Genomic DNA, 19,542 nt, shown 5'->3' on the forward strand with positions numbered 1-19,542 from the left:
CCCCGGCCTGCACCGCGGCATCGTCGATCCGGACATCTTCGAGCAGGTGCAGCGCAAGCTTGCCGAAAACCTGCAGGGGCACCGCAGTCGCGCCTATGTCCAGAACGCCAGCCTGCTTGCCGGCAAGGTCGAGGACGAGCAGGGTCACCCGCTCATCTGCGATCATGCCAGCAAGGGCACCACCCGCTACCGCTACTACGCCACGCGGCACGGGCGTGGTGACGAGATGCGCATCCCCGCGCGCGAACTCGAGACCCTGGTCATCGACCGCATCGCTGCTGCGCTTGCCGACCCAATCGCGCTCGCCGCGGATCTCGGGCTGCCGCTTGACGCCGACACGTTGCGGCGGGCCACAGGATCTACAGCGCCCCCCAACGTCACCCGCAACCGCCCGATCCTCGACGCGCTGATCCAGCGGGTGCGGATAACCCACGATGCGGTCCAGATCGACTGCGCCAGCGCTGAGCTGGCCAGGCTCATCAACCTCCCCGCCCCGACCGACACAGCGACGATGACGCTAGCCAGCACGGCACGGATCACGCGCACTGGCTCCGTCGTAAAGCTGGTCGATGCCGCCGGCGCGCCGCTGGTCGCAGCACCCGACACCGCGCTGCTGCGGCTGATCGCCAAGTCGCACCGCTGGTGGGCCGAGCTGCGCAAGGGCGAGCTCTACATCACCTCGCTTTCGCTCCGCGAAGGCGTAAAGCCCTCCTACATGACCCGCGTGCTGCGGCTCGCTTTCCTCAGTCCTAAGGTGGTCGAGGCCGTAATGAAGGGGCGTCATGGCACCGCGGCCACGATCAGCGAGTTGACGCTGGGCTGCGGCGTGCCAGCCGCGTGGGACGAGCAGGTACGCGGGTTGATCTCGTGAGCGGAGGCGCAACCGCGTTCGACTTTGGTGAACAGCGGGCGGTTGCCCCTTCCATGTCAAGTGACGGATCCTATCGCGTGTTCAGGCAGCGGGTGCCGGCGCTGCGCCACCTTTAGCTGTAACCGCAGCACCGACGGAGGAGCATACGATCAGTCCGATCGCCAACCACTGCGAACCTGCCAGCGCCTCCCCGAGGAGGACGAGACCGGCAAGCGCGCCGACAGCCGGCTCTGCGCTCAGAAGCGTGCCGAAGGTGTTGGTCGGCAATCGCGGCAGCGCGATCATTTCAAGCGTATAGGGAAGCGCACTGGACACGATCCCAACGACAAGTCCGAGCATAAGCACCTCCGGGCGCAGGATCGCCGCGCCACCGTGTGCAATGCCTATCGGAGCCGCAACGAGCGCTGCAATGACCATCCCGCCGGCAACCGCAGTGGTGCCGTGCTCCTGTCCGGCCTTTTTCCCAACGAGAATGTAGATCGCCCAGCACGCCCCGGCCGCGGCGGCCAGAGTAACTCCGCGCCAATCGAGCTGCGCTGCAGTGCTCCAGATTGGCAACAGAAGCGCTAGGCCCGCGACCGCTAGCGCAATCCAAAAAAAGTCGCTCTTACGCCGCGACGTGAGCAGAGCAACAGCGAGCGGTCCGGTAAACTCGATCGCAATCGCTATGCCCAAGGGGATGAACGCCAGCGCCTTGTAGAAGACGAGGTTCATCACCCCGAGTGCGATGCCGTAAGGCAGGAGTGAGCGCCACCCAGCGAAGGTGAGCGAACGCCAGGGACGGAACACGACTGACAGTACGAAGGCGCTGAAGATTAATCGCAATGCCGTCGCGCCTTCCGGACCAACGGCGGGAAACAGACCCTTTGCGAACGAGGCGCCGATGCTGATTGCCAAAAGTGAGCCCGTAAGCGCGGCAATGGCGATGAGGTCGATACCCCGACGGGGTGGGTGGGCGACGGCAATCATTGTCATGTGAGTCTCGCTGAAGGCTGAGACCGCAATCTACGCCCCGGCCCTGACCGACGTGGTCGAAATTGGCTCGCTGGCGATAAAGTTTATCGGTACTTGTGGCTTTGATGAACCGAACCGTTTTCCTCGACGACTTCGACCGGCGGCTCTTGGAGCTGTTGCAGATCGACACGCGACGCCCGGTGGCCGCTATCGCCGAGGCGGTGGGGCTGTCGGTACCAGCATGCTACCGCCGCATCCGTCGGCTGCGCGAAGAGGGCGTGATCGAACGGGAGGTCGCGATCGTGCGCCCACGGACGCTTGGCTGGTCGCTATCCATGATTGTGATGGTCACGCTGGAACGCGAAGGTGCGCGCACGATCGACGAGATGATGCGACTGCTTGCGCGGGAGCCCGACGTAGTCGAGGCATGGAACGTCACCGGCGATCACGACTTAGCGGTGCGGATCGTAGCACGTGACATGGAGGGCTACGACGAGCTGGCGAGCCGACTGTTCTCGGCTAACGAGCACGTCCGCACCTTCAAGACGCTTGTCGTAATCCGGCAGGTCAAACCGTTCAGTCCAGTGCCCGTAGCCTGACTTTCACTGTGTCTGCTTCTGGGCGTACGCGGACATTGGCGACAACGCCTGATGATGACATGATCGGCGCATGTGCAATCGATACCGCATGTCTGCCGGGCAGGCTGATCTGGCGCGGCGCTACGGCGTCAAGGTGCCGTATCCGCCTGACCTGAGCCTGCCGCCCTCTGAACTGTTCCCGAAGACGGTGTCGTGGGTGGTGCGGGAGGTGGACGGCGCGCGCATTCTCGACACGATGGCGTGGGGCATTCCGACGCAGGTACCCGGCAAACGCATCGACAAGGCGACCGGCAAGCCCATCATGCTGACGAAGGACGTGACCAACGTCCGCAACCTGTCGTCACCGTTCTGGCGATCGATGCTAGACCGTCCGGCACAACGCTGTCTCGTGCCGGTGACGACGTTCAGCGAGTACGGCCAAACCCGCGGAGCGGACGGCAAGCTGCCGCTCCACTGGTTCGACATCCCGTCGCGACCCATCTTCAACTTTGCCGGGATATGGCGTCCGACCGAGGGCGGCGTCCGGTTCGCGTTCCTCACATGCGAGCCCAACAGCATCGTCGGGCCGATCCACCCGAAAGCGATGCCGGTAATTCTGCAGGACGAGGACGAGCAGCGCTGGCTCGACGGTGCGCCGGCGGCGGAGCTGGCTCAGCCGTATCCGGCGCAGCTGATGACGGTGGCCTAGTCCGGATCTTCCGGCACCCATTCGTCATTTGCGATCGTCGGCTCGCTGTGGCGCTCAGCAGCGTCTATCGCGTGCGGGGTCGCCACCTTCGCCCAGGCAACATGTCCGCTGACCTCCGCGACGCCGTTCACCAGCGTTTGCACCGGACCATCGGTGCCAAGGGTGCTGTAGTCGAGCAGGCGCACACCGGCGGCCTGGCCCGGTTCGTCGAACGCTACCCCGAGCCGGCCGGAGAGGCGGCGTCCGTCGCTCAACTCGACGACGAACCTGTCGCCGACACCGTGCGTGCCCTCGGGTTCAAGGATCGCGCCGACGTCGCCGGACAAACGCACCATCGGTATGTCGACGAAGAGGTTGATCGTGAGTGCCATTAATTGTCCCTCCCGCGCCTCAATACACCCAACAAAGAAAAAGCCGCCGACCTTTCGATCGACGGCTTCCTCAGCCTGACCAGGGGGGTACCCTATCAGGCGAAGCGGATACGCGTCGTGGTCTTCTTGCGACGCATGGCAAAGCCAATACCGCCGAAGCCGAGCGTCATCATGGCCCAGGTAGCGGGCTCAGGCACGGCGCCATTCACCGATGCGCCACCGCTGACCACAAAGGCTGCGAGGAAGATGTTGTCGTTGTTCGACGCATTGTTGGTCCGCACCGTGATCGCGGTATCGCCGACGTTGACATAGGGGGCGATGTTGTAACGCTCATGATCCTGCGTAACGGTGGGCAGCAGTGTCGAGAACGGATCATCGTTGCCACCGACGGTGATCAGGGCGCCGTTGGAAGCGCTGCCATCATCGAAATTGCCTGCAACGTTGGTGATCGTCGTCCCGTTGACGTTGACCGTCGAGACCTGGGTCGCAGTGTCACCAGCGTTGTAGCTGAAGCCGATGCCAAGACGCATTTCGCCAGTGAAGCCATTCGCAGCCGGACTCGCCAAGTTCAGCGTCGTGGTGTCACCGCCGCTCGAGGCGAAACCATCGAGGATTGCAACGGTCTGGGTTGGCAGCGATGCCAGGCTATAGACAACGACAAGAGCGGTGCCGTCAGTAAGTCCGGAGACGCCTTCGCCCACCGTGAAATTATAAGTACCACCGGCACCGCCGTTGACGACGGAAGACACGATCGAGGTCACATCTGCCCGACCAGCGCCATAGCTGCCGCCAAGACTGCTGAACGTCAGTGCGTTGCCGTTCAGAGACACCGACTGCATCGCCTGATTCTGGACGTTGGTCTGATAAAGATGCGCGCTGATGACAGTCGCGCCGAACGGTACGAAGGCATTGACGCCGTAGCTGCTAGCGGTCGAGCCAGCACCGGCTGTCGAAAGGCCTACGTTGCCGCTGTACTGCTGAAACAGAGTGAGTGCAGCGTTCGCCGGCGTAGCGGCCATAAGGCCAGCAGTAGCAGTCAGCGCCAAAGCGACAGTCTTCTTGAGCATTTTCATGACTTCCCCCCACAGGCCGCGACTCATGCTGCCCCCTGCAGGGTCATTAACACGTCGTTCATCTGATGCTAGCGTTAGTTCATAGTTAAGCTTCCGACGTCTCGCTTTGATACGCTTCGGGATGGGGTTAATATGCTTTGAAGTAGTGATCGCGATCCGGCGTCGTAGCGCCACATCCTACTAGCCCGCTGTTTAGTCTGCTGATTTTGCTCGTCCACGCAGCGCGTTGGTATTCGGGTGAAAGCTTGGGTTGAGCGTTCATCGCACGGTCGCAGTCGTAGTCGTCCTGCTGGTCATCGGTCGCTGGCGGGGCGGGATCCTCGTCGAGCAGCATCATCGGCGGCTCATTAAACCACCCTTCGGCATTGCCCTGATCGCCGTAGACGAGGAAGCCGTTACCGCGGATCTCGATCCGGTCGTGGGGATCCGTGCCCTCCAAAATGATGAAGGGTGCTGTCAGTCTAATGCGAACTCGTCTCTGCATGAGGGAGTCCGTTCTTTGAGCGCGAGCGTCTAACACGCGAGCTGGCACCACTCAGACAGGGCGGCTGAGCGGCGTTCTTTGTAGGTCTGTCGGTCGACGAGATGGCGTTCGAGATTGAAGTGGTTGTGGACGTTGGCATGCACGCTAGCGAACTTTTGTAGCGATTTCATGCGCCTGAAACTAAGCATCGCTCGCTCGCGTCTTCGGAATGACAAGTGGCTGTTCTCGACGCGATTGTTGGCCCAGCGTCCGACCTCCTGCTTCTTGGCATTGCCCAGGTCTTTCATCGCTGCCCGGTAGGAACGCAGGCCGTCGGTGGTGATCGCCTCGGGAGAGCCATGGGGCGCTGTCAAAGCAACTGCACTGGGCGCACCCGATGCGAGTTTATGCCCCGTTCGCCTGCCCCTCGGCAGGCGAACGGCTCTGTTCGCAGAACCAAGCCGAGCAAGTTCGCAGCACTGACAGCACGACCGGCGTGGCGCACTACCCCTGAAGAACACGTTAGCTTGGATACTCGGAAAGTCGGTGCGTTGGGTTTGACAGCACCATCCAACCGGCTGGCTGCCGCACACGACGCGCGCTGCGCTGACCGGCCTGCGCAAGAAGGGGCACGCCGTGGTGCGCGGCAAGCGCGGCGACCAGACCTGCTACAGCGTAGCGGTGACCGGCGCTGTCAAAGCAACTGCACCGGGCGCACCCGATGCGAGTTTATGCCCCCATTCGCCTGCCCCTCGGCAGGCGAACGGCTCTGTTCCCAGAACCAAGCCGAGCAAGTTCGCATCACTGACAGCACGACCGGCGTGCCGCACTACCCCGAAGAACACGTTAGCTTAGGTACTCGGAAGGTCGGTGCGTTAGGTTTGACAGCACCCGGGCGTCGTTTACCGGCGGACCAAAAGGTCCACTGCTGCCGCCAGTCGCTCGTCGAGCAATGGGAGAAGCTCTTTCCAACCCTCGATGCCGTCAAGCTCGCCAGGACCATCGGAAACACCGCGAAGGCCCATCATCGGTACGCCGAAACGTTGGCACGCGCGCAATACCGCAAAGGTCTCCATATCGACTAGGTCGGCTTTGATGGCCGCATAGCGATCGGCCAAGACTATATCGCTACCGGTCGACAGGGTGGCAGTAGGTACCTCAGCTAACGGTGTCGGCAGGCTTATGACCGCGGTATGGTCTGCGAACGGGGTCACTCCGGGCGCGAACCCGATCGGCGATGCGTCCATATCACGCCACGATACCGATGCGATCTGATACACGCCTCCGACGGCGCAACGACTTGAACCTGCAGAGCCGAGTGAGACGACAAAGTCGGGCAACTCGTTCATAACCCTGAGCTGCTCGAGGCAAATCGTCGTGCCGATCGAAGCCTCTATAGGGCCGACGCCGGTGATAAGCGGCTTAATGCGCGCGCGTAATTGATCACGGTACTCATGATCTGTCGCCATCACGAACAGGATGCGTTGGTTTACGACTCTTTGCATCACGAGCGGCTCCTTGACGACATCCACTTCCGCCCGACGCAACCAGCAGCCCGCAGCCAGCGCGCGAGCGAGTCCCGCCAAGTTCCGATACGTACACCGTTCTGGCGGTTCAGCGACAGCTGCTCAGGCGGACGCCGCAACGTTTCCAATCAGTGATTTGGCTATCGCTTCCGGTGGTGATCGAAGCGTGACGCATAGCGGTCGGTTAGCCGATTTTCGCAGGACCCCTCCTGTCGCGACTGCGTTCATCTGTTCGGCAAGGGAGAAGCGTTCAATGGAGATCACAAGATTGCCCCCAGGGAAGCAAGCGCCACTCGATGTTGATTGCATTCGCGTCGAGCAAACTGACGAATCTGCTTTCAAACTGACCGCTTCAGCCCTGTGTGTCGGGGTTGATGACGCCGAGTCCGTATCGATAGTTGGCGCACCGACCTTCCAGACCGCTGAAGCCGCTGAAGCAGCAGGATTAGTCTGGGCGACGAATGTCGGAGTCGAGCGCCTGTACGTTGCCGTTGGAACGCTTGCGCAACCGCTGGAACTGCTCGAAATCGATAAGCCGTTGTGAGCGTTTCGAGCGGCTACGTAGTAGCGAGTTAGACATCACGTTCCCGCGGCTCCGACCGTCATCGACGGTGCTGAAGGCGCTCCGAAGCAGGGTGCAACGCAAGAGCGAGCGGCCGCGGACGAGCTGTCAAAGCAACGGCAAGATCCGCACTCAGCGCGTGTTTCATCCCCGCTTGCCTGCCCATCGGCAGGCAAGCGGCAGCTCTCTCTGAACATAGCCGAACGGGTTCGCAGCTCTGACAGCTCCGCTTGCATGCCCCAGCGCCGATAAAAATATCGTGAGCGACCGTTTCAGAAGAGTAGGTGCGTACGTTTGACAGCACCCGTTACACGGCTGGCAAAGCGGCGCGCTACGTCGCCGACAGCCACCGTCGCTGAAGGCTAAGGCTTCGACGGCACGATATAGCCGAAATCGGTGCGGCCGGTCAGGATCAGCACGACCATCCCGTCCCATAGTGCGGCGTTACCCAGGATGCCGTCGGCGGGGAAAGGGCGCTTGGCGAAACCCTCCGGTGGGTGCTGTCAGTCTAACGCGAACCGCTCTCCACACGATGCACTTGGGTCTTTGAAGGTCGCCGCCTAGCTCGCAAGGATCTGCCACTCCGCCAGCGCGGCGGAGCGTCGTTCCCGGTAGGTTTGTCGGTCGATGAGGTGACGCTCAAGGCTGAAGTGGTTGTGGACGTTGGCGTGGACGGAGGCGAACTTTTGTAGCGTCTTCATTTGCCTGAACCGCAGCATTGCCCGCTCCCTTCGTCGGAACGGTAAGTGGCTGTTCTCGACCCGGTTGTTGGCCCAGCGGCCGATCTCGTGGCGATCCCGGCAGCCCAGTTCATCCAACGCCGCGCCATAGCTGCGCAGCCCGTCGGTGGTGATGGTGTTGGGCGCGCCGTGACGCTTCAGTGCCTTCTTCATGAAGGCCAGCGCTGCCCCTTTGTCGCGTGTTCTGGTGACGTAGCTCTCCAGCACCTCGCCTTCGTGATCCACCGCTCGCCACAGATAGACCATCTCGCCGTTCAGCTTCACATACATCTCGTCGAGGTGCCATCGCCAGTGGCGAAAGCCCCGCATCCGGCTGATGCGCTGGCGACGGATGTCGCCGGCGAATAGCGGGCCAAACCTGTTCCACCACAGCCTTACCTTCTCATGGCAGATGTCGATCCCGCGCTCGAACAGCAGGTCTTCGACGTTTCGCAACGACAGCGGGAAGCGCACGTACATCAGCACTACCAGCCGGATCACCTCTGGCGAGGAATTGAAACGGCGAAACGGGCTAGGCGGCAGCGCCCTCGATTTCCGGCTCATCCGCCATCAATACCAGTCCCCTGCCCCGGCTACCACGTTGGTTTGACGGAGCCCTTCGAAGCGGAGTCACCTTAGTCTCGGACGCTCCAGCCGCTGCGAACGCCCGCGAAACGGACGCTTGTTTGTGAAAGACATTGGCCGGCTGTCGCGAGTTCGTGCGAAAATGCATGCCATTTTGTGGATCATCCCACGAAAAAATGGGTTTAGCCAGATTATGCATTGATCCTTGCCGGGCCATAACTCGCCGGGCGGCTCCGAGAGGACCAAATATGAGCGATATCGACAGCGTCCGACGGAGCGTCTTGGGTGGCGCCGCAGCTGGACTAGCGGCGACCGCTGCACCTGGTGCTGCGTTAGCGCAAGCGGCCATCGAAGAACCGTCCGTCCCGGCGCTACGCGATCCACGCACTGCCTATACTCGCACGCCCTTTCCCGAGCAGCGCCAACCGTGGCCGGCCCTGGCTAGCAAGATGACACCTCGCCCCGATCACGGGGAAACGAGCTATCGCGGATCAGGCAAGCTCTCCGGCCGGAAAGCGCTAGTAACCGGAGGCGACAGCGGGATCGGACGCGCTGCTGCGATCGCCTTTGCGCGCGAAGGCGCTGATGTAGCTATCAACTACCATCCGAGCGAAGAACCCGATGCACGTGAGGTTGCGGACCTTATTCGCCGGGCTGGGCGCAAGTCGGTACTCCTTCCTGCCGACATCCGCACACAGCGGGCATGCGAAGACACGGTGCGGCGTGCGATCGCACAACTCGGCGGGCTCGACCTGCTGGTCAACAATGCCGCCTATCAACAGTCTAAGTCGGACATCATGGAAATCTCCGACGACCAGTTCGTCCGCACTTACGAAACCAATGTCTTTCACGTTTTCCGCTTCTCGAAGGCGGCGATCCCATCGCTGCCGCCGGGATCGGTCATCATCAACACCATTTCCCAGAACAGCTATGACCCGGGCGAAGATCTGATCGACTATGCCTCGACCAAAGCCGCAATCCAGAATCTGACGCGTGGGATGGCGAAGCAACTGGCAAAAAAAGGGATACGTGTGAACGCAGTGTCCCCCGGTCCTGTTTGGACCCCTTTGCAAGTCGCGGGCGGCCAGCTGCCGGGCAAAATGCACGAGTTTGGACAAGACACTTCCCTCGGCCGCGCGGGCCAGCCGGCAGAACTTGCATCGCTATTCGTTGCTCTGGCCTCAAGTGAAGCTACGTTTTCAACCGGCACCGCGGTCGGAGCGCACGGTGGAACAGGGTTTCCGTAAAGAAAGACGGTGCTGAACATGCGGGCAAGACGGTTGGTAGATTACAGCAGCCAAATGACCGACGTACGGCCAAGCCTGACCCGCTAGGTAGGGCAGATGTTGGCCGTGCGGACGCTAATCTAAGTCTGGCTGATCGCGACCGGCGCTGGTGCTGCCGTTACTTTGACAGCGCTTAAGCTTCCGTTGCGGCGGCGTAGACGCATTACGTTACACAACACTGTTTACAGTCGAGCAGAAGGGGCGCTCCGCGGGAACGCCCCTTCGTCAGCTCAACGGAACTGGAGCCGCGCACCGGCAAGAATGCGCCGGCCACCGTACAACAGCTGCAGCACTCGCGGAGTACCGTCGGCGAATTTGATAAAGTCGCCAGTGGATATAGTCTGTGCCTGACGCGTCACGTTCCGTCCTTCCAGATAAACCTGGAAATTCCGGTTCACGTTCCAGGAAGCTTTGGCGTCCCAGAACTCGCTGCCATCGAAATACCGCGCGACGCCTGGATTGTAGCCGGGGCCAACCAAACGGACGTTTGTCCATTGCTCTCCCGGATAGTTGATGTCGGTAGTATTGCCACCGCAAGGCGTGACGCACAGGAACCGCGACGTGCGCTTCTGATAGGCGACGCGCAGGTTGAATGTGCCGTCATCATACCAAAGCGACGTGTTTAGATAATATTTGGACTCGTCTGGCGGCGCAAGAATAGTGCCAGAGTTCGGATCCTGCTGGCCCGTCGTTACTACCGATTTGAGGATGGACAAGTTGGCGTCGACGCCGGTGTGGCGGAAGATCCAAGGCAGCGATGTGAACGCGGTCTTCACCGAGAACTCATAGATATTGCGCTTGTAGCCGGGGCCGTTGGCCCAGGTCGGCACGCTGAACTGCACTTCGCTCAATGGCCGGCCCGTGCCGGGATCGATCAGGTCGCTGTTTGCGAACGGACGCAGAACGGACGTCACGGCGATCGGGTTGCCAATCTTGACGTCGAGGATGCCGTACGTTGCAGCGAAGGTCGTATCCGCATTCGGATACCACTCCACGCTGAAATTATAGTTCCACGCCGTGAAAGGCTTCAATGCCGGATTCCCCAAGCGGCCGGAGCATCCAAACGTGTCCTCCGCGTCGTCCAGCAACTGGCGTTCGTCAATATTGCAGGTACCGCCAGGAATGAGACGGTCGATCGGCGGACGCGCGACCGTCTTGCCGCCATAGGCGCGTAGCACCACACTCTTGTCGAACGCCCAAAGGTTCAGGTTGACGCTGGGCAGCCAATCACGAGTCTTCGAATTCAGCGTACCAACATAAGCAAAGCTTTGGACGATAATGCCAGTAGCGTTGTTTGGATCAGCCGGGTTGAATGCCGGCGTCACCCGGGTCGAGTTAATCGTCTGCAGGCCTGATCCCGACACGTTTGCAAAGATGCCACGCACGCCCCCGTTACCGTTGAACAGCAAACCGTATGGCAGCTGCTGTTCGAAATCGACCAACGCATAGAGATTTTTGATGGTCTCATTGGTGCGCGTTACGGGTTGCTCATAGACTTTGCCGTCGCTGCCAACGCAGCGGATGAGGCAGTCGGCGTTGAGGAACTGCGACCCACCGAGCTGCGCGAACAGTTCGTCTGTTCGAATGCCCTGCCATGCATCGGGCAGCGATCCGCGGTTCGGCAGGTCGCCGAAATACTTCGAATCGGACTGTTCCAGGGTCGCGGCGAAAAGATCACGCAGCTGCTGCGGTGTCAGCGTGTCAACGCCGGACCTGACGTTTAGCGGATTTGTAGACGGCACGAAACCATAGTTGCACGAAAGGCCGCCTGCCGCGCTTGACCCCGCCGTGGGCTGGCATGCCCGGAAGCTGCCACGCACCTGCGCGGTTGGAACGATCACGGCGGGCACGTAGCCAGCAGTACCAAAAGCTCCGACTGCACTTTGAGCGGTGTAGCCGCCTCCGCCCCACCGACTGATCTGGCCATTGCGATACTGCGCGCCAATCTTGACCCGAGTAAAGAATGGCATGTCGTCGATACGATACGTCAGGTCCAGCTTGGCAATTTTCTCTTTCGAGATGCCAAGTCGGGGCGAATAGGTAACGCCGAAGAGCGGGGTGACTTGCGGTAGCTGCGACACAAGGTACGCAGGCGTCGCCGGGCCATTCGGACCCGCCGCTACCGCGGCCTGGCCAACGCAGGTTGCCGGGTTAGTACCCCCAGATACGCAGGCCGGTGTAGTGACCTGCACATAACTGGCCGGGTTCGTCTCGTCGTAGTTCGACGGAACCTGAATGTCCCATAGCCCATTATCCTGACGGACAATCGTAGCGTCCCCATAGGTATAGGACCTATTAGTCCGCATGTCGCCGCGGCTTGTTTGAGCGCGCGTCATGCCGCCAAACAAGTCGATATCCAGATTGTCGCTACGCCATTCCGCGCCAGCCTGCGCATAGGCGGTTTCGGTATCGATCTTGTTTTCGATTTGATCGATGTTAACGACATTGTTCGTCAGGGTCATCTGCGTGACGTTATGCGCAGAATCCACGGTCACGCTGCCAGGCACGACGTTCAGCACGTTGCCGTAGACGGGACGAACACTGTTAACGCCGTTCACGATCGAAGTGACAGATGTCAGGCCGAATTGCTGATCGAACGCGGCGTACCCAGCCGGAGCATTCGGCGACACCGATCGTATCAGGGGGTAGCCGGTTGTCGTGTCGACGAAGGTTCCTGCAAGGTTGCTGTTGAAGATGCCGTTATTTCCAGCCAGCTGGTTGCGGCTGCGGTTCTGATCGTGGACCTTACGGTCCGCCCGCGTCCCCTTGATAAATACCGTCAGATTGTCGGTCACGCGATAGTCGAACCGCGCGTCAAACGAGTAGCGCTCGTCCGTCTGCGTGTTCATAAAATTGCGGATCAGCGACGGGGTATAGTCGTTCCACTGGTTAAGGCAGGTCTGCTGCTCCAGAATCCGCTGCGTGCGCACCGCATTTTGGGCGGTTGATTGGTTGGCAGTCGGCGCAGCGATATTCGGGAAGATCGACAGACATTGCGCCTTGGTTTGTGCGCCGGCTGCCAGGGTCACGAGTTCGCGCGGCGTCAGCGTCGTACCGTCCGGCGCCGTGCTATTGGCAAACGGTACGTCGGCCGCGTCGGTGCCGACCGTGGACGGATTGAAGGTAAACGTCTTTTCCGGAGAGTTGTCGAAGTCGTAAAGACGATTGTAATTACGATTGTTGCTGGTGGTCGTTTCGTAACCATGACCATTATTCTGAATTTTCGAGTACGTGCCGCTAACGATGACGCCGAGGCGATCGTTGAAAAAGCGTCGGGCGGTGACGGCATTAAAGTCCGGTGTCCAATCGCGGCCCAGCGAGTTCTGCTGCGCGCCGGCACGGAACGAGAAGTAAGGCTTTTTAAAGTCGAGGCCGCTGCGCGTCTTGATCTGAATGCCGCCGCCGAGCGACCCTTCGGTCATATCGGCGGTCGAGCCCTTTACGACGTCCACGCTCTTGATGAGTTCGGCCGGCAGCTCGCGCAGGTCGGCGCCGCGACTGCCGGTGCCGTCGATTGCCAGTGCATTTGTACCCTGCACACCGACGCCATCAAGCTCTACGCGGGTTAGGTCGGGCCCGTTACCGCGTACGGCGATGCCCTCGCCCTCACCGAAGATGTTACGGGTCAGCGCCACGCCCGGGATGCGCGAGATCGCTTCGTTGACGTTGCGGTCGGGGAACGAGCCGATATCGTCGGCGACCAGCGAGTCGGTCGCGGTCGCGGCGTTCTTCTTGCGGTTGTTTGCGGACTGCTGGCTGGCGCGCGATCCGACGACTAGGATCTCCTGGCTGAGTTGCCCCTCATCCTCGACGACTGAACCGGACGGCTGCGGCGCACCGCCGGTCGACTGGGCCTGCGCAGCGCTTGCGCCAAAAGCAAGGACAAGACTTAGCGCCATCCACGACGTGGTGGCGGCTGCGCGACGACGCCGAGTGTCCGTGACTGTCATAATCCCCTCCCTGAAAGCTGCGAATTCTCAGATTCGCCCGCTGTTCCAATATATGCACACTTATGCAAAAAGTGAGATTGTCTGTCAATTTAACCCTTGCGGGGATGCGATATTTGCCAATTATGTGACGCTAAGGTGACACTCCAAAGGGAGGGGCGTGCCCAGGCCCCGTCGATCGAAGCGACAGGCGAGGTCAGCCATGTCACTAGGTCCCGTGACAAGGTGGCGGCGCTCGGTTTCATCAAGAACGCGCTAAGGCGTCACGACGCGCCGGAAGCGATCATGACCGATGGCCTACGCAGTCACCGTGTCGCCATCAATGAGCTCGGTAAGGCCGAGAAGCAGCGATTCGACCGCTGGGCGAGTAGCCCAGCCATTCGCCGTTCCGCTGAAGGGGGCCAGCGATGTTGCGTTTCAGGAGTTGAAGACGGTACGGAAGTTCGGCTCCGTCTGCGTCAAGAATGACTTTCGGGTAAATTCCAGCCGCATTCGTGGCCGATGGAAGCAGACGCCGCACGCACCGCTTCAACGACATCAGCAAGCTGAGTATCTCGTCGCGAGGCCGTGAGGATTGACAACGCCGCTATCACATCGCCGTTTGCATCGCGGATGGGGCAAGCGATGGAATGGATGTCATCGTACTCATCAAGGAGGCGGACAACGTCATATCTTTTCCATCGGTCGAATTCCGCCAACCAACTATTATATGACCAACTTATTGACCCGCGAGACGCAGCATCGAAAAGCAATTTTCGTTCGGCAAGGCTTTCATCCAGGATCAAGGCTATGCCGGCCGCCGTGGTCGCAAGTGGCGAACGTTCCCCAATGTGGCTGCGAACTAAAACGGCCTCCGATCCCGGGGCAACATCGACGATGACGGCGTCGCTGGCGATCCGCTGCACGAGAACGGCGCTCATTCCTGTCAGCTTGGATAGAGCGACCATTTGAGGGCGCGCAACATCAAGAACGTCGAATTGCGCGCGCGCAGATGCTCCTAATTGGAGCATTCTTCGACCTAAACGATAGGTGCGGGGACGCGACTTGGTAACGAAGCCTCGTTTGATCAAAGCCGACACTAGCCGATGGGTCGTGGCAGGATGGAGTGCCAGTCTCTCGGTCAACTGCGCAAGGCTTAGCGGGCCCGCGGCTAGGTGACCAAGGATGTCGAGCCCGCGCAACAGAGTCCGACTGCCGGGTGTATTCCGCCCATCTATCGCACCGGCCGCATCGTCCGATCCAGGTGGCGAAGAAAGCGCGCGGTCTTCCTCACCTTCGGGCATCGTTCTGACGGAATGGTGGATCGACATGCGGCTCACCCTGATATGGCATATTGGTAAGGTCAACCTCACGAATGAATGACGCCTGCGTCGCCATGGCGGCCGATCGCAAGGTCACGCTCCTGTCCGAAGGCTGGCGGTTCCTGCAGGGATCCGAAAGATGCAGAGCGTATCGACGTCGACACCCGAAAGCGGTCCGGTTTTTTGGGACCAGCATAAGAAGGGTAGACGTTTCAGCGTTACCTAGCGAGCCACGCACTCTGCTTCTCGTCGTAACGAAGCGTTAGAACCTCCACCCCATCGCCGGTAACCGCAACCGTATGTTCGAATTGGGCCGACAGCTTTCGATCATTCGTCACGACCGTCCAACCGTCTTCCTGAGTAGAGACCCTCCGGGTGCCTTGATTGACCATGGGTTCGATCGTGAACACCATGCCCTCGCGCAACCGCACACCCGTCCCCGGGCGTCCGAAGTTCATGACTTGAGGCTCCTCGTGCATCTCGCGGCCGATGCCATGCCCGCAAAATTCGCGCACGACCGAATAGCCATGCATTTTGGCGTGACGCTCGATTGCAAAGCCAATGTCGCCAATATGGGCGCCGGGTCGAACCTGGCCGATGCCCTTCCACATTGCCTCCTGCGCAACGCGTACCAGCCGCTGCGCAGCAGGCGGCGTGTTGCCGACCAAATACGTCTTGCTCGAATCCGCTATGAAGCCGTTCTTCTCCAGCGTGATGTCGAGATTGATGATGTCGCCGTCGCGAACAATTTCGTCGTCGTTTGGCACGCCGTGGCAGACGACATGATTGATTGAACAGTTCAGAACGAACTTGAATCCATATTGCCCCTTGCTTGCGGGACGTGCGGCCAAATCAACGGTGATGAATTGCTCTACCATATCATTGATCTGCAGCGTCGACATTCCATTCAGGTCGTGGCCGTCGAGCATTTCAAAGACTGAGGCGAGCAGTTTGCCAGAGATGCGCATAAGCGCGAGTTCGTCAGAGGTTTTCACCATGTCAGGCTGCTTCAGCTTCGATCAGGTGGACGTGAACGGTGGCCAACTGCCCTTTGAGGATCTCATTAAACGAAAGGGTCGGGTTTGTTTCGGCTAGCATACCGATCTTCATCCAAAACTCAGCTTGGGCATTGATGGAGCGGCACATGACGGTGCTGGCCTTGCGAGCTTCTTCGTGCAGCATATCGTCGATTTTCACGATGCCCATCGATTACCACCCCAGCCGAAAAGATATGAAACATATACGCTTCGCCTATGATTCGTCAATCAAAGGGGGGCGACCGACCGATTTTAGCTGGCTGTTTTTAGGGGATGCGGAAAGTGTTTGGGCGCTTCCGGTAGTTCGCCAATTTTGGCAGGGCAGCTAGGCCGCACCGACGAAGCAGGCGACGATCACCGCCGCCCATTTACATCATGGAAGTAACACCAGCGCTGTCGCGGCTGCCGGCGCATTTAGTTCGACGGAGCCCATTACACTTCGACCAGCCCCTTGATGACGCCGCTTTTGGGATCTAGCCAGCGCGGCAACGCACTGGGCAGGTCGCGCAGCGCGACGCGATGAGTCGCGAGCGCGGCGGTGGGCACGGTCCCGTCACGTATCGCGCGGGCCACATGCTCAAAATCCTGACGCGTTGCATTGCGGCTAGCTAGCAATGTTGTCTCGCGCTTGTGAAATTCCGGGTCAGAGAAACGGATGTCGGCCTGTACGACGGATACCAACACGTATGTGCCGGCATGTGCCAATCGGGTAAAACCGGCTTCCATCGCGCGCGGATTGCCGGTCGCGTCAAAGACCACATCGTACATGTCGCCGTCAGTCAGAGCGGCCAGCTCGGCATCGCTATCTACGTCTAGCGTCACGCAAAAGGTGATGCCAATCGCGTCTCGGCAGAAGTCGAGGCGGTCCTGCCGCCCGTCGAGCGCGGTGACGATGCCGCCCGCCGCCTTGGCGAAGATCGCGCAGGCGATACCGATCGGCCCTGCACCGACGACCAGCACCCGCTGCCCCGCGCGAACGGCAGCGCGCCGTACTGCATGCGCGCCGATCGCCAGGAACTCAACCATCGCGGCGGCATCCAGCCCGATCCCTTCGGCCTTCATCGCGAACCGCTCGGGCAGCGTCAGATATTCGGCCAGCGCGCCATCCCGGTGGACGCCCAGCACCTCGATGCGGGTGCAGCAATTCTCGCGACCCTGCACACAGGCGATACACGTCCCGCAGGACAGATAGGGCATGACATAGACGATATCGCCGCGGACCAGCGCGCTGCCATCGTCTGCCTCGACCACTTCCGCCGCGATCTCGTGCCCCATGACGCGCGGGTAGCTGAGATAGGGCTGGGTGCCGCCGTAGATGTGCATGTCGGTGCCGCAAATGCCGACGCGACGGATGCGCAGCATCACGTCCCCCGGCGCGCGCACCGGGCGGTCGCGCGTCTCGAGCGCCAGATACCCCGGCTCTACGCAGACCACGGTATTCATCAGCATCAGTGCGCTCCCGCGGCGCGGATCGCCGCTGTCGATACGCCACGGCGCATGCTCGCAATCGCGAACCAGGCGATGATGACAAATGATACCGCCGGCACCAGCATTGCCATCTGGATCGAGGAATAAGTGGAGATTGCGCCCATCACCGGCGTCATCACCGCCCCGCCGATGATCGCCATCACAAGCAGCGCCGATCCGGTCGACGTGTCGTTGCCCAGCCCCTTCACGCCTATCGCAAAGATCGTCGGGAACATGATCGACATGAAGAAGCTGATCGCGGTCAGCGCCAGCAGCCCCGGCAGTCCGCCGACTACCGCCGCAACGATGGCCAGCGCGACGTTGATGCCGGCGAACACCGCCATCAGTCGTGCCGGATTGATCCGCCCCATCAGTGCGGTGCCGACGAACCGCCCGACGAGGAACAGGATGGTGGCCGCGATCACCCAGTCGGCCGCGGCACGCTCGCCGATGCCGGTCGCATCCTGGGCATAGCGGATCGTGTAGCTCCACACGCCGACCTGCGCGCCGACGTAGAAGAACTGCGCGATGACCCCGGCCAGCAGGTGCGGGTGCCGGAACACGTGGGTGATCGCACGGCCGCCGATCGCCTCACTGGCCGGCGGGCGGTCCGCCTGCGGGGGGAAGCGGGTCAATGCGACGATCGCCGCCCACGCCAGCACGAACAGGCCGATCGCGACGTAGGGGCCCTGCACCGCCTGCGTCTCACGGACGTAGAAGGCGGTCCGCTCGGCCGCCGGCATCGCCGATAGCGTGCTTTCGGAATGCTCGATGCCCGACAGGATCAGATATTTGCCGATCAGCAGCCCGGTGATCGCCCCCAGCGGATTGAACGCCTGCGCCAAGTTCAGCCGGCGCTCGCTGTCGGCCGGATCGCCCAGCACGGTGATGAGCGGGTTGGCCGACGTTTCAAGGAAGGCAAGCCCCGCGGCGATGACGAACAACGCCAGCAGGAACAGTTCGTACCGCGCCGCCTGCGCAGCCGGATAGAACAGCAGCGCGCCGATGCCATACAGCACGAGGCCCAGCACCACCGCCGCCTTGTACCCGTATCGCCGCATCGTCAGCCCCGCCGGCAGCGCCAGCAGGAAATAGCCCATGTAGAACGCTGACTGGACAAACCCGGTCTGCAGGTCGGTCAGCGTGAACGCCTTCTTGAACTGCTTGATGAGAATGTCGTTCAGGTTGTTCGCCATCCCCCACAGAAAGAACAGGCTGGTGATGAGGATGACGGGCATCAGAAAGGCGCGGGCGCGTTCGCTCATTGGGTCGTCCTTCCGCGTTTCGCGATCACGTCAGCGCTCGGTCGAGATGGGTGTAGCCGCCATCGGGCAGTATCCACTGTCCGGTCGTGTGCGACGCGCGGGCTGATAGCAGGAAGACGACCGTGTCGGCGATCTCGCGGTCGCTGGTCATGCGCCGGCCGAGCGGGATCTTGGCCTCGATCCGCGCCTGCGCTGCGGCAGGTTCGTCGAAGGTGGTCAGCCACTGGCGATAGAGCGGGGTCATCACTTCGGCCGGCAGCACGGCGTTGACCCGCACGCCGTCGCCGGCCAGCGCCGCCGCCCATTCGCGCGTCAGCCCCAGTTGCGCGGCCTTGGCCGCGACATAGCCGCTCGTCCCGCCCTGCCCGGTCAGCGCGGTTTTGGACGAGATGTTGACGATCGCCCCGCGGCTCGCCTTCAGGGGCTCGAGGCAGTGATGCGCCATGACGAAATAATGGATCAAGTTCTTGTCGAGCGAAGTGCGGAACGCGCCCGCCCCGGCATCCAGCCCGACACCGTCGTTGACGCCGGCATTGTTCACCAAACCGTCGATCCGGCCGAACCGGTCTATCACGTCGGCGACGGCGCGACGGCAGGCATCGTCGTCCGACAGTTCGGCGGTGACGACCATGTGATCGGGCTGCAGCGCTGCCAGGTTCGCCGCGAAGTCGCCGTCCAGCGGACTGCGGGCGACGACGACGGGAATTGCCCCTTCTTCCGCCAGGACAGTCGTGGTCGCACCGCCGATCCCGGCCCCACCGCCGGTTACCAGGACGACCTTGCCGGCAAGTTCAAGATTCATAACCCCTCCGCTCTTGCGTTGTATCG

Annotated in this window: 19 protein-coding genes and 2 pseudogenes; 7 read left to right on the forward strand and 14 right to left on the reverse strand. The window is 61.2% G+C overall.

From position 1 onward, the window contains the following. Positions 1 to 871 (forward strand): annotated as a pseudogene (locus ACX40P_RS14865) (hypothetical protein); the annotation flags it as partial. Between the two features lie 81 nt (positions 872 to 952). On the opposite strand, the gene ACX40P_RS14870 reads toward ACX40P_RS14865, so the two are convergent. After that, complete coding sequence (locus ACX40P_RS14870) at positions 953 to 1,846, reverse strand: EamA family transporter (RefSeq protein WP_459127143.1); 894 nt, start codon at positions 1,844 to 1,846, stop codon at positions 953 to 955. A 104-nt stretch (positions 1,847 to 1,950) separates the two neighbouring features. On the opposite strand from ACX40P_RS14870, the gene ACX40P_RS14875 reads away from it, so the two are divergent. Together ACX40P_RS14875 and ACX40P_RS14880 are read left to right on the forward strand one after the other, a co-directional pair. Next, positions 1,951 to 2,424, forward strand: a complete 474-nt coding sequence (locus tag ACX40P_RS14875) for an Lrp/AsnC family transcriptional regulator (protein ID WP_459127162.1) — start codon at positions 1,951 to 1,953, stop codon at positions 2,422 to 2,424. A gap of 70 nt (positions 2,425 to 2,494) precedes the next feature. Then, complete coding sequence (locus tag ACX40P_RS14880; RefSeq protein WP_459127144.1) at positions 2,495 to 3,112, forward strand: SOS response-associated peptidase; 618 nt, start codon at positions 2,495 to 2,497, stop codon at positions 3,110 to 3,112. Here the strand turns inward: ACX40P_RS14880 and ACX40P_RS14885 are convergent. From ACX40P_RS14885 to ACX40P_RS14900, 4 genes and pseudogenes are all read right to left on the reverse strand, one after another. Then, on the reverse strand, positions 3,109 to 3,483 hold the full coding sequence (locus tag ACX40P_RS14885; RefSeq protein WP_459127145.1) for a hypothetical protein: 375 nt from the start codon (positions 3,481 to 3,483) through the stop codon (positions 3,109 to 3,111). The two genes, ACX40P_RS14880 and ACX40P_RS14885, sit on opposite strands and share 4 nt — an antisense overlap. Positions 3,484 to 3,578: 95 nt before the next feature. Continuing rightward, on the reverse strand, positions 3,579 to 4,556 hold the full coding sequence (locus ACX40P_RS14890; protein ID WP_459127146.1) for a PEPxxWA-CTERM sorting domain-containing protein: 978 nt from the start codon (positions 4,554 to 4,556) through the stop codon (positions 3,579 to 3,581). A gap of 127 nt (positions 4,557 to 4,683) precedes the next feature. Then, on the reverse strand, positions 4,684 to 4,995 hold the full coding sequence (locus ACX40P_RS14895) for a hypothetical protein (RefSeq protein ID WP_459127147.1): 312 nt from the start codon (positions 4,993 to 4,995) through the stop codon (positions 4,684 to 4,686). A 74-nt stretch (positions 4,996 to 5,069) separates the two neighbouring features. Beyond that, a pseudogene (locus ACX40P_RS14900) lies at positions 5,070 to 5,381 on the reverse strand (DDE-type integrase/transposase/recombinase); the annotation flags it as partial. Positions 5,382 to 5,601: 220 nt separating this feature from the next. Here ACX40P_RS14900 and ACX40P_RS14905 point away from each other — a divergent pair. Beyond that, entirely contained in the window at positions 5,602 to 5,874 is a 273-nt protein-coding gene (locus ACX40P_RS14905; RefSeq protein WP_459127163.1) for a hypothetical protein, read from the forward strand. Between the two features lie 47 nt (positions 5,875 to 5,921). On the opposite strand, the gene ACX40P_RS14910 is transcribed toward ACX40P_RS14905, so the two are convergent. Continuing rightward, on the reverse strand, positions 5,922 to 6,524 hold the full coding sequence (locus ACX40P_RS14910; RefSeq protein WP_459127164.1) for a 5'-methylthioadenosine/S-adenosylhomocysteine nucleosidase: 603 nt from the start codon (positions 6,522 to 6,524) through the stop codon (positions 5,922 to 5,924). Positions 6,525 to 6,798: 274 nt separating this feature from the next. On the opposite strand from ACX40P_RS14910, the gene ACX40P_RS14915 reads away from it, so the two are divergent. Then, positions 6,799 to 7,089, forward strand: a complete 291-nt coding sequence (locus ACX40P_RS14915; RefSeq protein WP_459127148.1) for a hypothetical protein — start codon at positions 6,799 to 6,801, stop codon at positions 7,087 to 7,089. A 578-nt stretch (positions 7,090 to 7,667) separates the two neighbouring features. Here ACX40P_RS14915 and ACX40P_RS14920 read toward each other — a convergent pair. Continuing rightward, positions 7,668 to 8,369 carry an IS6 family transposase gene (locus ACX40P_RS14920; RefSeq protein ID WP_459127165.1) on the reverse strand — a complete coding sequence of 234 codons (702 nt, stop codon included), beginning with the start codon at positions 8,367 to 8,369 and terminating at the stop codon, positions 7,668 to 7,670. A 290-nt stretch (positions 8,370 to 8,659) separates the two neighbouring features. Here ACX40P_RS14920 and ACX40P_RS14925 point away from each other — a divergent pair, with 290 nt between their 5' ends. Next, entirely contained in the window at positions 8,660 to 9,658 is a 999-nt protein-coding gene (locus ACX40P_RS14925) for an SDR family oxidoreductase (protein ID WP_459127149.1), read from the forward strand. A 269-nt stretch (positions 9,659 to 9,927) separates the two neighbouring features. On the opposite strand, the gene ACX40P_RS14930 is transcribed toward ACX40P_RS14925, so the two are convergent. Continuing rightward, positions 9,928 to 13,647, reverse strand: coding sequence for a TonB-dependent receptor (locus tag ACX40P_RS14930; protein ID WP_459127150.1), 3,720 nt, complete (start codon positions 13,645 to 13,647; stop codon positions 9,928 to 9,930). Between the two features lie 135 nt (positions 13,648 to 13,782). Between ACX40P_RS14930 and ACX40P_RS14935 the strand changes: the two genes are divergently transcribed. After that, positions 13,783 to 14,112: a DDE-type integrase/transposase/recombinase gene (locus ACX40P_RS14935; RefSeq protein WP_459127151.1), complete on the forward strand. Its 330-nt coding sequence runs from the start codon at positions 13,783 to 13,785 to the stop codon at positions 14,110 to 14,112. On the opposite strand, the gene ACX40P_RS14940 is transcribed toward ACX40P_RS14935, so the two are convergent. The 6 genes from ACX40P_RS14940 to ACX40P_RS14965 form a co-directional block, all read right to left on the reverse strand. Further along, on the reverse strand, positions 14,103 to 14,954 hold the full coding sequence (locus ACX40P_RS14940) for an IclR family transcriptional regulator (protein ID WP_459127152.1): 852 nt from the start codon (positions 14,952 to 14,954) through the stop codon (positions 14,103 to 14,105). The two genes, ACX40P_RS14935 and ACX40P_RS14940, sit on opposite strands and share 10 nt — an antisense overlap. Before the next feature lie 209 nt (positions 14,955 to 15,163). Continuing rightward, complete coding sequence (map, locus tag ACX40P_RS14945) at positions 15,164 to 15,943, reverse strand: type I methionyl aminopeptidase (protein ID WP_459127153.1); 780 nt, start codon at positions 15,941 to 15,943, stop codon at positions 15,164 to 15,166. A gap of 1 nt (position 15,944) precedes the next feature. Further along, positions 15,945 to 16,151, reverse strand: coding sequence for a ParD-like family protein (locus ACX40P_RS14950; protein ID WP_459127154.1), 207 nt, complete (start codon positions 16,149 to 16,151; stop codon positions 15,945 to 15,947). A 263-nt stretch (positions 16,152 to 16,414) separates the two neighbouring features. After that, positions 16,415 to 17,431, reverse strand: a complete 1,017-nt coding sequence (locus ACX40P_RS14955; protein WP_459127155.1) for a zinc-binding alcohol dehydrogenase family protein — start codon at positions 17,429 to 17,431, stop codon at positions 16,415 to 16,417. Continuing rightward, positions 17,431 to 18,714, reverse strand: a complete 1,284-nt coding sequence (gene fucP / locus ACX40P_RS14960; protein WP_459127156.1) for an L-fucose:H+ symporter permease — start codon at positions 18,712 to 18,714, stop codon at positions 17,431 to 17,433. The genes ACX40P_RS14955 and fucP overlap by 1 nt, the downstream gene beginning before the upstream one ends. Before the next feature lie 25 nt (positions 18,715 to 18,739). Further along, positions 18,740 to 19,516, reverse strand: coding sequence for an L-fucose dehydrogenase (locus ACX40P_RS14965; protein ID WP_459127157.1), 777 nt, complete (start codon positions 19,514 to 19,516; stop codon positions 18,740 to 18,742). Positions 19,517 to 19,542: the final 26 nt, after the last annotated feature.

Source organism: Sphingomonas sp. RS2018, assembly GCF_054489605.1.